The following is a 14778-nucleotide window of genomic DNA, read 5'->3' as shown; positions in this document are numbered from 1 at the left end:
GTGCGCGCCCGTACCGAAGGTGTGGCGGTCCATGGGGGCGGAGAAGGGACACCCGTGGTCATGGTCGGTGACATCGGTGACGAACTGCGGGCACGGCGCGAGGGCGAGGACGGCCACCGGTCGGTGCCGTACGCCCCCGACACCCGGGTCCAGGCCTGGGGCACCACCCGGGAGCACTGCCTGGCCGAGGCGGTGCGCGGCATGGTCGAGTCCTTCGCGGACGTCTCGGGAGCCCGGCCCCGCGCGGTGGAGCGGGTCCGGCCGGACCGGGGCAGTGACGAGGACCTGCTCGTCGCCCTGCTGGACGAGGTCGTCCTCGGGCTGGAGACGGCGGGCCGGGTGCCGGTGGACGTGGAGGTGACGCCCGCCGGGGACGGTGGAGTGGAGGCGCGGCTGTCGGTCGCCGACCTCGCGGACGTGGAGATCACCGGCGCGGTGCCCAGGGGCGTCTCCTGGCAGGCGCTGCACATCGGTCCCGACGCGCTCGGCTGGTCCTGCACGGCGACAGTGGAGGGGTGAACGCCGGCCGTGCGCCACGGCTCCGCCGGGCCGGCCATTGCCCCGTTTTTGCCGACGGGCAGCCGGGGCGGGGAACCCGCACCCTGGAGTGAGCACTCCGAGGGGTCGCCCGAGTGGCGGCAGGCGCCGCGGCCCTCCGCGGACCGACAGCAGGAGGTCACCGTGCAGCTGGCGGAGTTTCTGACCCGAGTCCGCGACCGCGGGGAGTACCGGAGCCAGGAGGAGGCCGAGCACGTCAGCGCGGCCGTCCTGTGGACGCTCGCCACGCGGATCACTCCGGAGGAGGCGGACGGCCTCGCGGCCCAGCTGCCCGCCCCGCTCGACGAGGCCCTGCACCTCGACCGGGGGTGCGCCGAGGCCTTCGGGCGCGAGGAGTTCCTCCGGCGCGTGGCACAGCAGACGGGCGCCCGTCCGCGGACGGCCGAGTGGGATGCGAGCGCCGTGCTGTCCACCGTCGCCGACGCGGTCTCCGGCGTGCAGGTCAGCGACCTGCTGTCACACCTGCCGACCAGCTACGCGGAACTCTTCGGCAGGCCGGATCTGAGCTGACGGCACCCATGTCGTCACCCCTGCCCCCGCGCCTCCTCGTGCCGGGCCCGCAGGTGCTCGTCGCACCACTCCCTGGCCGTGTCGGCCACCTGCTGCAGGGCGCCGGGCTCCTCGAAGAGACGGTTGGCACCCGCGACGACGTGCAGGGAGTGCGGGCCCCGCAGCCGCTCTGCCGCCTCCTCGTTGACTCTCAGCACCTCGCGCTCCTGGTCGCCGACGATGAGCAGGATCGGGGCCCGCGCGTCCTCCAGGGCGTCGCCGGTCAGATCGGGCCGCCCACCGCGGGACACCACGGTCAGCACGCGGTCCGGACGCTCGGCGGCGGCCACCAGGGCCGCGGCGGCGCCCGTGCTCTCACCGAACAGGACGACCGGCACCCCCCCGGTGTCGGGCTGCGCGTCCAGCCAGTCGATCGCGGCCACCAGGCGTCGGCCGAGGAGCGGGATGTCGAAGCGGTGCTCACCGGTCAGCGCGTCGTGCCGTTCCTCCCGTTCGCTGAGCAGGTCGAGCAGCAGGGTGCCGAACCCGGCGGTGCGCAGCTCGGCGGCCACCGTCCGGTCGCGGGCGCTGTGCCGGGAGCTGCCGCTGCCGTGCACGAACAGCACCACCGCCCGCGCCGGTGCCGGCACCACGAAGTCTCCGTGGAGCGCGGCGTCCGCCGTCCGTACGAGAACCATCTCGGAGATCATCGGCACCAACCTCTTCCACGTCCGCCGACCCTGCCGACCGGTACGGCCCGGATGTCCCTGCACCGCGTACCCACCATTCCCGCCGAACCCACGGGCCGGGCTTCGTCCGGCGAGGGAGTCGTGCCATCGTGGTGGGTATGGCGACAGAACCCGACATGGCCATGCTGATCGGGCTGCAGGCCTCCGGGAAGTCCACGTTCTACGCGCAGCGGCTGTCCGGCCGGTACGAGCTGGTCAGCAAGGACCTGTTCCCACGTGGCGCCAGGAACCGGCAGCGGCGGCAGACGCGGCTGGTGGAGGAGCACCTGGCGGCCGGCCGGCGGTGGCGGTCGACAACACGAACCCCTCGCCGCAGGAGTGGGACCCGCTGGTGCGGCTGGCCCGCGCCGTCGGGGCGACCGTGACGGCGTACTGGTTCCCGCCGGACGTGGCGGGCTCGCTGCGGCGCAACGCCCTGCGCGAGGGCCGCGACCGCGTCCCCGACGTCGGCGTCCTCGCCACCCTGAAGCGGCTGCGCACGCCGTCACCGGCGGACGGCTTCGACGCGGTGCACGAGGTGCGCCTCGACGGCCGGGGCGGCTTCGAGGTACGCGCCCAGGGCCTGTCGGCCCGCCCATGACCGCACACGCGTCGCAGACTCAGACACCCCGGTGGCTGCCCGGGCCGGACCGGGTGAGGATGCGCCGGAGCCAGCGGGTGCGGGTCGCGCGGGCGTCCTGGCTGAGGGACGCGTTCGGGGCGAAGGTGTCGAAGCCGTGGCAGGCGCCGGGCCACACGTGCAGTTCGGCCTGACCGCCGGCCCGCCAGATCGCCTGGGCGTAGGCCACGTCCTCGTCCCTGAGGGTCTCGGCCGAGCCGACCTCGATGTAGGCCGGGGGCAGCCCGGACAGGTCCGTGGCACGGGCGGGGGCCGCGTAGGGCGGCACGTCCGCGCCGCCGTACCGGTCGCCCAGCAGAGCCTGCCAGGCGGTCGCGTTGGAGGTGCGGTCCCAGGGGTCGACGCCGGCCATCTGACGGCTGGAGAAGGTGTCGCCGCGGTCGTCGAGCATCGGGCAGATCAGCAGCTGCCCGATCGGCGCGGGCCCGCCCCGGTCGCGGAGGAGCAGGGTGAGGGCCGCGGCGAGTCCGCCGCCGGCGCTCTTCCCTCCCACGACGACGCGGTCCGCGTCGATGCCCAGTTCGGCCGCGTGCGCGGTCACCCAGGCGAGCCCGGCGCTGCAGTCCTCCACCGGCCCGGGGTAGCGCGCCCGCGGTGCCAGCCGGTACTCGACCGAGACGACGGCCAGCCCCAGCGGGAGCGCCCATTCGCGCAGCAGCCTCGGCACGACGGACCACGCGTTGCCGGTGATCAGCCCACCGCCGTGCAGGTAGTAGAGCAGCGGCAGCGGGCCCGCGATCCCGGCGGGCCGCGCGCTCACCAGCGTGACGTCGGGCCCGCCCGGGGGCCCCGGCACCCGCAGCTCCCGCACCTCGAAGCGGCCGCCGTCCTGAAGGTCCGCGACCGTCGGCCTCGGCCGGCCCGCGGCGTCCCGTTCCTGCCGGGCGGCGAGGTTCTCCGGGGTGATCGCCTCCCACCTCTCGTCCGGCAACTCCGCGACCGCCGCGCTCAGTTCGGGATCCAAGGGGGGAGCGGGGACGGCACCCGGGCGTGACGGCGGGCCACCCGCACTCACGACAGTCCCTCCCGCCGGTGACACGGTCCCGCATCCCGGGCGGAACACCTCGTCAGCACGTCCGTGCGGGGGCGGAGCGGTCGCGCGAGATCCATGCGCCGTAGTCAATCACCCGTCACCAGCCGGTGAACAGAAGGTGGTTGATGAGCAGGGCGAGAACGGCCTGGGCGGCGAGCCAGGGGCGCGGGCGGGGGAGCAGCGCGCACGCCGGCAGGAGCCACAGGGCGAAGGGCAGCCAGATGCGCTCCGTCTCGGCCTTGCTCATGCCGGACAGGTCGGCCACCAGCATCGCGGCCAGGGCGACGGAGACCAGGACCGCGAGACGGGTTCGCGCATCGCACGGACCGGCAGCGGTGCCGCCACGGCGGTGGAACAGCGCGGTGGTCGTACGCCACAGGCCCGCCGCCGTGGCCGGGCCGGTGATGACCGCGGCGCAGGCCAGATCGGCCCACACCCAGTAGCTGTACGGGCGGGTGCCGCCCACCCCCTGGTAGTAGCGGGTGACCAGCAGGTGGTAGCCCTCCCACCAGTTGAACCCGGCGAGCGTGAACACCACAGGGAACACGGCCAGTCCGGCGAGCAGGGGGAGCAGCAGGAGGGGGCGCTCCCGCAGGTCCCGCCGGGCGAGGACGAGCACCGCGGCGCCGATGAGGGCGAAGAGCGCGAGGCCGTAGGAGAGGTAGCAGGTCAGGCCGAACAGCAGGCCCGAGGCCGCCGCCGCCCCGAGGGAGCGCCGGGTCAGCGCGAGGGCGAGCAGGGCCACGGACCAGGCGGCGGCGGCCGCGAAGTAGGCGTCGGCGGAGGTGCCCTGCCACACCGCGGCGGGCGCCAGCACCAGGAACGGCGCGGCCCGCCGCGCCGGCCGCTCGCCGGCCAGGGCGCGGACCGCGACCAGCACGGCCACGCAGCCCGTCGCCCCGACGACGACGCACCACATCCCGGCCCAGCCCCCGCCGCGCAGCCCGATCCGGTCCAGCAGCACGAACGTCAGCGTGGCGGCCGGGGGATGACCGGCGATGTGCGCGGGCCAGGGGTCGGGGGTGCCGCTGACGATGTGGTGGGTGAAGTCGCGCAGGGTGGCCGGGATGTCGTGGAAGCGGCCGATGACCCGGAGGTACTCGTTGCCGGTGGTCAGCCTGCCCGCGATGCCCCGCTGCCAGCCGTCGACCAGCGCCAGGGAGAGGATCCAGGCCAGGGCCGTCGCCCAGGCGGCCGCGAGCAGCCCGCGCCAGGGCAGGCGGACCGCGAGGGCGGGGCCGTACACGACGGTGGCCGCGGCCACGGCCAGTGCCGCGGGAGTGCCGGGACCGACGTGCGGGTCCCAGTCGGCGAACAGGGGCGGCCAGTGCACGAACAGCGTGTGGCGGGTGTCCTGGATGTGTCGGCCGACGAGCACGGCCGCCGTGACGAGCAGGGCGGCGGCGCCGGCGGCGGTCAGGTCGCGGCTGAGGGAGCGGGTCACACCGGAACGCTAGGCCGGGCGGGCGGTACCCGGCCGCCGTCCGGGCCGGACGTCAGCGTTTCGTCACCGGTCGCACGCCCGGTTCCGGGTGGTTCCCGGCCTACGGTCGGGACATGCGCGACCATCACCGGCTCCCCACTTCTCCAGGCTTCTGGCGCAGCTCACTGCGCGGTCCCTGGTTCACCTCGGTGCTCGGCCTCGTCCTGCTCGCCGGCATCACCGTGCTGTTCGTGACCGGCCTCGTGTCGTACGCCGCGTACAACCCCGGTCTGTCCCGGGTGAACGACATGACACCGGACAAGGGCTTCCTCGGGTTCTACCTCTTCGCCTGGCCGACCGGCCCGGTGTGGCTGTACCGGCTCACCCAGGGCGTCCACGTCACCCTCGGCGTCACCCTGATCCCCGTGCTGCTGGCCAAGCTCTGGTCGGTGGTGCCGAGGCTGTTCACGCTGCCGCCGGCCCGCTCCGTCGCCCACGCCTTGGAGCGGATCTCACTGCTGCTGCTGGTCGGCGGCGGACTCTTCGAGTTCACCACCGGAGTGCTCAACATCCAGCTGGACTACGTCTTCCCGGGCTCCTTCTACCCCCTGCACTTCTACGGCGCCTGGGTGTTCTTCGCGGCCTTCGTCGCCCACGCCGCGCTCAAGACACCGAAGGCGCTGCGGGCCGTACGGCGGCGGCTGCGCGAGGACGAGGCCGGCGACCTGGTGTCCCCGGACCCCGCCCCGCCCACCGTCTCCCGGCGCGGGGCGCTGGGCCTGGTCGGCGCCGGCTCGCTGCTGCTGTTCCTGACCACGGTCGGGCAGAGCCTGGGCGGCCCCTTCCGCCGTACGGCCCTGCTCGCGCCGCACGGCGCGGCCGATCCGGCCGGCGGCCCGAACGGCTTCCAGATCAACAAGACGGCCGCCTACGCCGGAATCACCCCGGCCGACATCCACGAGGACGCCTGGCGCCTCGTCGTCACCGGCCGCACCGGCACCGTCCGGCTCAGCCGCGCGGACCTCCTGCGACTGCCCCTGCACAGCTCGTCGTTGCCCATCGCCTGCGTGGAGGGCTGGTCGACGGCCGACCAGTGGTGGCGCGGGGTCAGGCTGCGGGACCTCGCGGCGCTCGTCGGACACGACGGGAACCCGCCGGACCTGCTCGTGGAGTCCCTGCAACGGCACGGCGCCTTCCGCCGCGCGGCCCTGCGCGCGAACCAGGTGGCCGATCCGCGCTCCCTGCTCGCCCTGTACGTCAACGGCGAGGAACTGTCCCTCGACCACGGCCACCCGGCACGCGTCATCGTGCCCGCCGCGCCCGGCGTGCTCAACACCAAGTGGGTGGGCCGGCTGACCTTCGGAGACCTGTGATGCCGCGTCGCGTGCCGCTCGGTAGCCCCTTCCAACTGCTGCTGCTCGTCTGCTCGTTCGCGCTCGCCGCGTACGCCGGGGTCCGGCTGTTCGCCGGTGACTGGTGGGGGGTTGCGGTGTGGATCGTGGCCGCCGCGCTGCTGCACGACCTCGTCCTGCTGCCGCTGTACGCGGCGGCGGACCGTGCGGTGGCGCACGGCCTCGGGGCGGCCGGGCGGCGCGCCTGGACCCCGTACGTGCGGGTCCCGGCCGCGCTGTCCGGCCTGCTGCTGCTCGTCTGGTTCCCGCTGATCAGCGGGATGGCGGACCAGCGCTACCGGGTGACCACCGGGCTGTCCCCGGACGGCTTCCTCGCCCGCTGGCTGCTGATCACCGCCGTGCTCTTCGGCGGCTCGGCGCTCCTGCTGGCCCGGCGGCTGCGCAGGGCGGCGAAGCACCGTCCGCCGGCGCCCCACTGAGCGACGGGCCGCCAGCCGGCCCCGCGCGCGTACCCGAGCAGGGCCCGGGTGCCGAGGCGCGCCCAGGGGAACGGGGCGCCGGCGCCGTCCGGGCCGGCGGCCACGTCGACCACCTGGACCCGGGCCCGTTCGTCGACGTCGACCGCCGCGCTCTCCGCGATCAGCAGGCCGCCCGGCCGCAGCAGCCCGGCCACCCGCTCCAGCAGGGCGGCCGGGTCGCCGCCGATGCCGATGTTGCCGTCCATGAGCAGCACGGTGTCCCAGCGGCCCTCGCCGGGCAGCGGCTCGAACACCGAGCGGCGCAGCACCGGCCCGCCGAGCCCCGCGGTGTGCTCGACGGCGGCGTCGCTGACGTCGATGCCGAGCACGGTACGGCCGCGGGCCGCGAGTTCCGTCACCAGCCGGCCCGGCCCGCAGCCGACGTCCAGCACGGCGCCCTCGCAGCGGTCCAGCACCTCCAGGTCGACCGGATCGGCCCGGGCGCACCAGCGCTCCACCTCCAGCGGCAGCAGCCAGCCGTCCGTGCGGCGCAGGAACAGCGGGCCGCGGCCGGTGCGCAGCGCGGCGGAGTACGGGTCGGCTGCCGCCCAGGCGACGGAGCCGCTCATCGCGGTCCTGCCGGGGTGCAGCGGGCCAGCCGGATGGCGAACCGGCTGGTCGGGGCCAGCGCGGCCACCGCACGGGCGTCGGCCGCCACGTCGACGTCCCGCAGCCGCGGCAGCTCGCGCACGCGCAGCCCGGCGGCGGCCAGCCGCTCCCGCTGCACCTTCCCGGTCACGGGCGTCGACATGGGCACGCCCCGCAGCAGCGCGGGGTCGGGCTCGGCCAGCCCCAGCGCCCAGAAGCCGCCGTCCTCCGCCGGGCCCAGACACGCGTCGCAGTCCGCGAAGTCCACGCTCAGCAGCTGCGGCGTCACCTGGGGGGTGTCCATGCCGATGAGCAGGGCCGGACCCCGGCAGTGCCCGAAGGCATGCGCCAGCCGCTCGTCCAGCCCGCCGGAGCACTGCGGCAGCACCTCGAATCCCGGCGGCAGCCAGGGGCCCGGGGCACCGTCGAGGACCAGGATCCGCCGGGAGGCGGGAGCGGCCGCCACCGCGTGCAGGGTGTCGGTGAGCGCCGCCTCGGCCAGCTGCGCCGCCTCCTCGGGGGTGAACGGCGGGGTGAGCCGGGTCTTGACCCGCCCCGGGCGCGGCTCCTTGGCGATCACGAGCAGTGTGGTCACCGCGGGATCCTCTCGCCGGCCGGCGCCTCGGCGAGGACACGGCGCATGTCCCGTACCGCCTGCCAGGTGCCGCGCCAGGTGCCGGTCACCTTGGAGGCGCCGGTGCGCGGGAGGTAGGGCACGTCGTGTTCGGTGATGCGCCAGCCGGCGTCGGCGGCGCGGACGACCATCTGCAGCGGGTAGCCGCTGCGCCGGTCGGTGAGGTCCAGCGCGAGCAGCGCCTCACGGCGGGCAGCCCGCAGCGGCCCGAGATCGCGCAGCCGCAGCCCGGTACGGCGGCGCAGCATGCGCGCGAGCGCCAGATTGCCGGCCCGCGCGTGCGAGGGCCAGGCACCCCGGCCCTCGGGACGCCGCCGCCCGAGCACCAGGTCGGCCTCGCCGGACCGCACCTCCCCTACGAACGTCATGAGCAGCGAGGGGTCGAGCGAGGCGTCGCAGTCGCAGAAGCACACGATGCCCGCGGTGGCCGCGGTCAGCCCGGCATGGCAGGCGGCACCGAAACCCCGCCGCGGCTCGTGCACCACGGTCGCGCCCAGCGCGCGGGCGATCTCGGCCGAGCCGTCGGTGGAACCGTTGTCGACGACGATGGCGCGCCAGCCCGCCGGGATCCGGCCGAGCACCCAGGGCAGGGCCTCGGCCTCGTCCAGGCAGGGCAGCACCACGTCGACGTCCGATGAAGTGGTCGTCACGGCTTTCACCCTACGAACGCGAACCGGGCATACCGGTCCACCGCTCCTTACGAAACACGGACGCCGCCCCCGTGCCGCGCCGACGGACCGCGCGTGGTGCGAGGCTGGACCCATGCAACCCCCGTACGAGCCCCACGAGGCCCGGGCCACCGCCGCGGCCCGGGTCCTGGTCGTCGACGACGACCCCACCGTCGCCGAGGTCGTGGCCGGGTACCTGGACCGCGCCGGCTATGTGGTCGACTGCGCCGACGACGGTCCCACGGCCCTGAGCCGTGCCGGTGCGCACTGGCCCGACCTCGTGGTCCTGGACCTGATGCTGCCCGGCATGGACGGCCTGGAGGTGTGCCGGCGGATGCGGGACCGGGGTCCCGTGCCGGTCATCATGCTGACCGCCCGGGGCGACGAGGACGACCGCATCCTGGGCCTGGAGGTCGGCGCCGACGACTACGTCACCAAGCCCTTCAGCCCCCGGGAACTCGTGCTGCGCGTGGAGTCCGTGCTGCGCCGCAGCCGCCCCGCCGCGACGGGGCACCGGCTCGCGGCGGCCGGGCTCTCGGTCGACCCGGACGCCCGCCGGGCCACCAAGGACGGCGGTGAACTCGCCCTCACCCTGAGGGAGTTCGACCTGCTCGCCTTCTTCCTGCGGCACCCGGGCCGGGCGTACAGCCGCGAGGACCTGATGCGCGAGGTCTGGGGCTGGGACTTCGGCGACCTGTCCACCGTCACGGTCCATGTGCGCCGGCTGCGCGGCAAGGTCGAGGACGACCCGGCCAGGCCCCGCCTGATCCAGACCGTGTGGGGCGTCGGCTACCGCTTCGAGCCCGGCGAACCGGAGGGCTGACCATGCGCGACACCCTCCTCATCGTCCTCTACGCCTTCGCCGGCGCCGCCGCGACGGGCCTCGCCGGAGCCTGCGTGCTGCGTCTGATCCGGCGGCGCTCGCTCACCGCCTCCCTCGCGGTGGTCGCGGCGGTCGGGGTCGTCGCCATGCTCGCGGGCACGCTGGCCGTCGCCTGGGCGATGTTCCTGTCCCCGCACGACCTGAGCGTCGTCACCACCGTGGTCGCCATGGCTGCCGTCGTGTCCCTGGCCACCGCCCTGCTCATGGGCCGCTGGGTGGTGGCCCGCAGCCGGGAACTCACCGATGCCGCCCGCTCGTTCGGCGACGGCGGCTCCTTCGCCGCCCCCGACGGCCCCGCGACGGCCGAACTCGAGGCCCTCAGCCGCGAGCTGGCCGCCACCAGCGCGCGACTCGCCGAATCCCGGGAACGGGAGAGGGCGCTGGAGACGTCCCGGCGCGAGCTGGTCGCCTGGATCTCGCACGACCTGCGCACCCCGCTCGCCGGGCTGCGCGCCATGTCCGAGGCGCTGGAGGACGGGGTGGCGGCCGACCCCGACCGCTATCTGAAGCAGATCCGCGCCGAGGTGGAACGGCTCAACGACATGGTCGGCGACCTCTTCGAACTCTCCCGCATCCACGCGGGCACCCTGTCGCTGAGCCTCTCCCGGATCTCCCTGTACGACCTGGTGGGCGACGCCCTCGCGGGAGCCGATCCGCTGGCCCGCGAACACGGCGTACGCCTCGTCGGCCAGGGCGTCGAGCCGGTGCCGGTCGAGGTGGACGGCAGGGAGATGAGCCGCGTGCTCGGCAACCTGCTGGTCAACGCCATCCGCCGCACCCCTGCCGACGGCACGGTCGCCATCGCCGCCGAGCGCACGGCCGACGGTGTGGTGCTGTCGGTCACCGACGGCTGCGGCGGCATCCCCGACGAGGACCTGCCCCGCGTCTTCGACACCGGCTGGCGCGGCACCGACGCCCGCACGCCCCCGGCCGGCGCGGGCCTCGGCCTGGCCATCGTCCGGGGCATCGTGGAGGCCCACCAGGGCCGGGCCAGCGTCCGCAACATCCCCGGCGGCTGCCGCTTCGAGGTGACCCTGCCGACGGCCTAGGTGTATTGATCACGAGCGTTGTCAACAGGGCCGGGGTCTTGATCATGGCGAAGACCTCCGGTGTGGTGCGAGGTGTCTGAGCTGCACCGCACACGGAGGTCTTCGTGTCCCGCCGTAATGTCCGCCTGACCGTTCACGGCAGACGCGTCCTGGTCGAACGCGTCCTGTCCGGCCGTCCCGCGTAAACAACCCTGCAGGTCAATACACCTAGCCGCGCAGGCTCAGCAGGGCGAACACGCCTCCGACCACCGGGCGGGCCTGGAAGCCGCCGCTCTGGACGTCGGCCACCGTGTCGTACCAGTCGGTGAACGGCACCCGCGAGGGCGTGGTGTGCGCGAACTCGTAGAGCCTGGAGATCAGCAGCTCGCTCACCGGGTGGCCGCGCAGCCACGCGGCCGTCCACATCTCCCAGTCACCCTTGGTGTAGCTGTGCCGCAGGTCGAGCGGCACGCCGAACTGGTTGGCCTGCGTCAGGTACCAGTCGCCCTCCTTCCGCGCCACGTCGCGGGGTATCAGACCGAGCCCGAGCAGCGCGTCCGGGTAGCCGTTGTACTTCAGGCTCCAGGTGCCGGGCTGGTCGTAGGCGAGCTTGAGGTGGTCCTTGTCGGTGTCCTGGGCCTTGTCCACCCACTGGCCGATGTAGTCCCGGGCGGTGCTCGCGTACTTCGCGCTGTCGGCGGAGTTGCCCGCCGCGGTGGCGATCTGTCCCATGGCACCGATGGCCAGGATGCCCTTCAGGGCGAGGTTGGCGCTGTGCGCGATCCAGCCGGTGAAGTCGTCCGTCTGGTTCTGGTTCTGCGGGTCGAGGGCGTTGTCCACCAGGTAGTCGGCCCACTGCTTCAGGATCGCGTAGTGCGCGGTGGCGAACGCCTTGGCGTCCGCGGAGTCGGTGCGCGCCAGATAGGCGGCGGTCATCAGCACCGCGTTGGCGGACTCCTCGACCGGCATGTCCTCCTCGTTGCCGTCGTTGTGCCCGCTCGCGTTCGGGTAGCCGGACCCGAGGTCGTGCTCGGCGAACTTCTTGGGCCAGCCGCCGTTCTCCGCGTAGTCCAGGAGCGGTTGCAGGATCAGGCCGAGGTACTCCGGGTCCAGGTAGAGCCACACCGGTATCGCCGGATAGGCCACGTCGATGGTCGACATGTTGCCGTCGGAGGAGATCTCCTTCAGGAACGCCCAGGGCTTGCCCTTGCGGCTGACCAGTTCGGTGCCGGCGTACGCCTGCCGCAGGGCCAGCGCGCACAGCGCGGCGTACTTGGCGCCGCCCGCGGCCGTGGCGTCCTTGCGCACCTTGTGGTCCAGGGCCGCGGTGCGCTTCTGCGCCGCGGCCGCGTCGGAGTGGAAGTAGGCCGCCATGTCCTGCCAGCTCGACCAGTACGACTTCCACAGGGGCGGCAGCTGCTCGCCGAGGTAGCTGACGGCGGGCTCGCGCACGTGGCCGACCGACAGGACCGCGCGGGTCGAGGCGTGGACGCTGCCGAGGTCGAACCGGAAGGCGAACACCGGCCAGCTGTCGTTGATGGCCCGCGGCTGGCGCGTGTCGGCGGAGTTGGCCAGCGCCTTGCCCTCCAGCGCGGTGGCGCGCACGGCGGTGTCCGAGCCGATCTGCCAGCTCAGCCCGGAGCGGTTGGTGGCGCTCCACACGACGGTGCCCCAGGACGCCATGTCGCCGTTCTCCCTGAGCACTCCGGGGCTGTCGGGAGTGAAGGTCAGCGAGGTCGCCGTCGTACCGCCCGAACCGGACAGTTGCTCCTGCGACCAGCGGATCTTCGTCCCGGAGTTGCCCGAGGCCCACTCGCCGGAGATGTCGAAGTACAGCGCGACGTCGTGCGCCTTGCCGTCCAGGCTGCGCACGTCCGCGACGACGTACGACAGCGGCATCGACTGGCGGCGCAGGTCGCCCGGCTCCACGGGGGACAGGAACGTCAGGGTCAGCTGCGCGCCGCCGGCCTCGAAGACGAACTCCGAGCGCGTCGCGGTGAGGGTCAGCGAGCGCTGCACCGCGCCGCGGGAGATCGGGTGGTCGGTGACGCTCGGGGCGCCCAGGAACAGGAAGTTGGTGCCGTCGACCCGGATGACACCGGCCATGGCCGTGGTGCGGCCGGTCCAGAACCCGGGCCAGTGTCCGCTGGGCAGGTCCGCGTTCAGCCAGGTGCTCAGGTAGGGCGAGCGCACGGCCAGCGGGACGGCGGGCGGCCGGATCGGGTCGAAGGCCGGGGCGACCGCGCCGGCGGAGGAGGCGGCGGCCGTGCCCCCTGCCGACAGCTCGGCGGCCTGCGCGCGCTGGGTGAGGCCCGGGAGCAGACCGGCACCGGCCGCACCGAGGCCGGCCGCGCCGGTCCATCTGATCAGTCCGCGGCGGGTGAGGCCGCCGGAGCCGCCCGGGGAGTCCGAACCGGCCTGCGGACCGGGGAGGTTGGACCCGTTCGCGGGCAGACCGGCGTTGTCGTTCCTTTGGGTCATTCGGTTCTCCTGGAGGAGCCGCTCGGGGAAAGCGGTGAAGGGCAGGGATGTGCGCGCGGGGCGGGGCGGACGCGTCGAACTGCCGGAGGAGCCATGGGGGGAACGCGCGGTGGTCCGGCATCGACCACACGGCGGAGGTGGAGGGCCGTTCGTACAACGATGAAAAGCCGAAGCAGGACGATGACAGCACAGACTGGATGTCATGTCCACCCTTCGGTGAGAACCTTTGCCGCAGCCTTCCGGATCACGGGTGACACGCCTCAAGTACTGCTCTGAGCTGGGTATTTGTGTCACCCCCTAGGCCGCGGAAGCGTTACGGGTCGGTCGGCTACCCAACTCGCACCGCTTGAAGCCCTTCTGAGGACGGCGCGATGGAAGTCGTTCGCAGAGAACTCGAACTGACGTATTGACAGTGATCCGGGCCATCCCTCACTGTTCCTCTACATCGTTGTTCTACATCGTTGTACCAACCTGTCAGGCCTGGTCGCCCACGAGCCCGCCCGGCCGGTTTCCTCTTCGCTCTCCAGCAAGAACTCCACCCCTCCCGACCGCTTCGACGAGGATGTGATCGGCGCATGTACGCCACCTTCCGGGCCAAGGCCGTCTCTGCCGCGGTGCTCACCGCCGGCCTCTGCCTTTCCGCGTCCGCCTGCACCAACTCCGGCAGCGACTCGTCCTCGGGCTCCAAGGCGGGTTCCGGCGACAACACCGCGGCCGCCCAGCAGGTCGCCTCGCCGAGCGCCTCCGCCTCAGGGCCCGGCTGCAGCTACCAGCGCTACGGCGGCGGTGTCCCCAAGCTCGACATCACCGACGGCAAGACCGTGGTCGGCTTCTCCCAGTCGGAGTCCACCAGCAACCCGTTTCGGGCCACCGAGACCAAGAGCATCGAGGCGCAGGCCAAGAAGCTGGGCGTCAAGCTGATCGAGCGCAACGCCAACGCCGACGTCAACACGCAGAACTCGCAGATCGAGGACATGATCGCGCAGGGCGCGAAGGTGCTGATCGTGGCCCCGGAGAACTCCGACGGCCTCGGCCCCGCACTCGCCCAGGCCAAGGCCAAGAAGATCCCGATCCTCACCATCGACCGCTCCGTGGCCGGTAGCGCCTGCACCGACTTCGTCGCCTTCATCGGCTCGAACTTCTACGGCCAGGCGCAGATCGCCGCCGACGACCTGGCCGGCGCCACGAACAGCAGCGCGCACGTGGCGATCCTGACCGGCAGCCCCGGCAACAACGTCACCACCGACCGCACCAAGGGCTTCGAGGACCAGGTCAAGGCCAAGTACCCGAACATGAAGATCGTGGCCTCCCAGACCGGCAACTTCGCCCAGACCGACGGGCAGAAGGTGATGGAGCAGCTGCTCCAGGCCCACTCGGACATCAACGCCGTCTACGCCGAGAACGACGAGATGGCCCTGGGCGCCATCCAGGCCATCAAGTCCGCCGGGAAGACCCCCGGCAAGGACGTCAAGATCGTCACCATCGACGGCATCTCGCAGATGGTCCAGAACGTCGCCGCCGGCCAGGCCGTCGCCGACATCGAGACCAACCCCCGCTTCGGGCCCCTCGCCTTCCAGTCCCTGCAGGACTTCTACGGCACCACCGGCGTCCAGCCCAAGGTCATCATCAAGGACGGTCACTTCACGTCCGACAACGCCGAGCAGGCCCTGTCCCAGGGCCTGGTGTACTGACCGAGCCGCCGGGTCCGGCGGGCCGCGGGCCCACACCCCCGCGGCCCCCGGACCCGTCGCACCG

General features: G+C 73.4%; 14 protein-coding genes. 7 read left to right on the top strand and 7 right to left on the bottom strand.

Going from position 1 to position 14778, the window contains the following annotated elements; all coding sequences use genetic code 11:
* The first annotated feature begins 60 nt into the window (after nucleotides 1-60).
* Together ACZ7FF_RS18530 and ACZ7FF_RS18525 are read left to right on the top strand one after the other, a co-directional pair.
* On the top strand, nucleotides 61-519 hold the full coding sequence (locus tag ACZ7FF_RS18530; RefSeq protein ID WP_470813394.1) for an archease: 459 nt from the start codon (nucleotides 61-63) through the stop codon (nucleotides 517-519).
* Nucleotides 520-681: 162 nt separating this feature from the next.
* Nucleotides 682-1068 carry a DUF2267 domain-containing protein gene (locus ACZ7FF_RS18525; protein ID WP_470813280.1) on the top strand — a complete coding sequence of 129 codons (387 nt, stop codon included), beginning with the start codon at nucleotides 682-684 and terminating at the stop codon, nucleotides 1066-1068.
* 14 nt (nucleotides 1069-1082) lie between these two features.
* Here ACZ7FF_RS18525 and ACZ7FF_RS18520 read toward each other — a convergent pair whose 3' ends face one another.
* A complete protein-coding gene (locus ACZ7FF_RS18520) occupies nucleotides 1083-1757 on the bottom strand; it encodes a dienelactone hydrolase family protein (protein ID WP_470813279.1) in 675 nt (224 codons plus the stop codon).
* 322 nt (nucleotides 1758-2079) lie between these two features.
* On the opposite strand from ACZ7FF_RS18520, the gene ACZ7FF_RS18515 reads away from it, so the two are divergent.
* Complete coding sequence (locus tag ACZ7FF_RS18515) at nucleotides 2080-2376, top strand: AAA family ATPase (protein ID WP_470813278.1); 297 nt, start codon at nucleotides 2080-2082, stop codon at nucleotides 2374-2376.
* A 19-nt stretch (nucleotides 2377-2395) separates the two neighbouring features.
* Here the strand turns inward: ACZ7FF_RS18515 and ACZ7FF_RS18510 are convergent, their stop codons facing one another.
* Both ACZ7FF_RS18510 and ACZ7FF_RS18505 read right to left on the bottom strand, forming a co-directional pair.
* Complete coding sequence (locus ACZ7FF_RS18510) at nucleotides 2396-3379, bottom strand: alpha/beta hydrolase (RefSeq protein ID WP_470813277.1); 984 nt, start codon at nucleotides 3377-3379, stop codon at nucleotides 2396-2398.
* A gap of 166 nt (nucleotides 3380-3545) precedes the next feature.
* On the bottom strand, nucleotides 3546-4892 hold the full coding sequence (locus ACZ7FF_RS18505) for a hypothetical protein (RefSeq protein WP_470813276.1): 1347 nt from the start codon (nucleotides 4890-4892) through the stop codon (nucleotides 3546-3548).
* 113 nt (nucleotides 4893-5005) lie between these two features.
* Between ACZ7FF_RS18505 and ACZ7FF_RS18500 the strand changes: the two genes are divergently transcribed.
* Entirely contained in the window at nucleotides 5006-6244 is a 1239-nt protein-coding gene (locus tag ACZ7FF_RS18500) for a molybdopterin-dependent oxidoreductase (RefSeq protein ID WP_470813275.1), read from the top strand.
* 313 nt (nucleotides 6245-6557) lie between these two features.
* Here ACZ7FF_RS18500 and ACZ7FF_RS18495 read toward each other — a convergent pair whose 3' ends face one another.
* From ACZ7FF_RS18495 to ACZ7FF_RS18485, 3 genes are read right to left on the bottom strand one after another with little or no spacing between them, the layout of a single operon-like run.
* The gene (locus ACZ7FF_RS18495; protein ID WP_470813274.1) at nucleotides 6558-7310 is read right to left on the bottom strand and encodes a class I SAM-dependent methyltransferase; all 753 of its coding nucleotides are present in this window, start codon (nucleotides 7308-7310) and stop codon (nucleotides 6558-6560) included.
* Nucleotides 7307-7924: a TIGR04282 family arsenosugar biosynthesis glycosyltransferase gene (locus tag ACZ7FF_RS18490; protein WP_470813273.1), complete on the bottom strand. Its 618-nt coding sequence runs from the start codon at nucleotides 7922-7924 to the stop codon at nucleotides 7307-7309. The genes ACZ7FF_RS18495 and ACZ7FF_RS18490 overlap by 4 nt, the downstream gene beginning before the upstream one ends.
* Nucleotides 7921-8622 carry a glycosyltransferase family 2 protein gene (locus tag ACZ7FF_RS18485; RefSeq protein ID WP_470813272.1) on the bottom strand — a complete coding sequence of 234 codons (702 nt, stop codon included), beginning with the start codon at nucleotides 8620-8622 and terminating at the stop codon, nucleotides 7921-7923. The genes ACZ7FF_RS18490 and ACZ7FF_RS18485 overlap by 4 nt, the downstream gene beginning before the upstream one ends.
* Before the next feature lie 103 nt (nucleotides 8623-8725).
* Here ACZ7FF_RS18485 and ACZ7FF_RS18480 point away from each other — a divergent pair, with 103 nt between their 5' ends.
* The gene (locus ACZ7FF_RS18480; RefSeq protein ID WP_470813271.1) at nucleotides 8726-9454 is read left to right on the top strand and encodes a response regulator transcription factor; all 729 of its coding nucleotides are present in this window, start codon (nucleotides 8726-8728) and stop codon (nucleotides 9452-9454) included.
* A gap of 2 nt (nucleotides 9455-9456) precedes the next feature.
* Nucleotides 9457-10563 carry a sensor histidine kinase gene (locus tag ACZ7FF_RS18475; protein ID WP_470813270.1) on the top strand — a complete coding sequence of 369 codons (1107 nt, stop codon included), beginning with the start codon at nucleotides 9457-9459 and terminating at the stop codon, nucleotides 10561-10563.
* A 207-nt stretch (nucleotides 10564-10770) separates the two neighbouring features.
* Here ACZ7FF_RS18475 and ACZ7FF_RS18470 read toward each other — a convergent pair whose 3' ends face one another.
* The gene (locus tag ACZ7FF_RS18470; protein ID WP_470813269.1) at nucleotides 10771-13023 is read right to left on the bottom strand and encodes a glutaminase family protein; all 2253 of its coding nucleotides are present in this window, start codon (nucleotides 13021-13023) and stop codon (nucleotides 10771-10773) included.
* 575 nt (nucleotides 13024-13598) lie between these two features.
* Between ACZ7FF_RS18470 and ACZ7FF_RS18465 the strand changes: the two genes are divergently transcribed.
* Complete coding sequence (locus ACZ7FF_RS18465) at nucleotides 13599-14714, top strand: ABC transporter substrate-binding protein (RefSeq protein WP_470813268.1); 1116 nt, start codon at nucleotides 13599-13601, stop codon at nucleotides 14712-14714.
* The last annotated feature ends 64 nt before the right edge of the window (nucleotides 14715-14778 follow it).

It is taken from the genome of Streptomyces sp. NPDC037126 (assembly GCF_055605965.1).
Note: the sequence above shows the minus strand (reverse complement) of the source record. Positions and strands in the feature narration are given on the sequence as shown.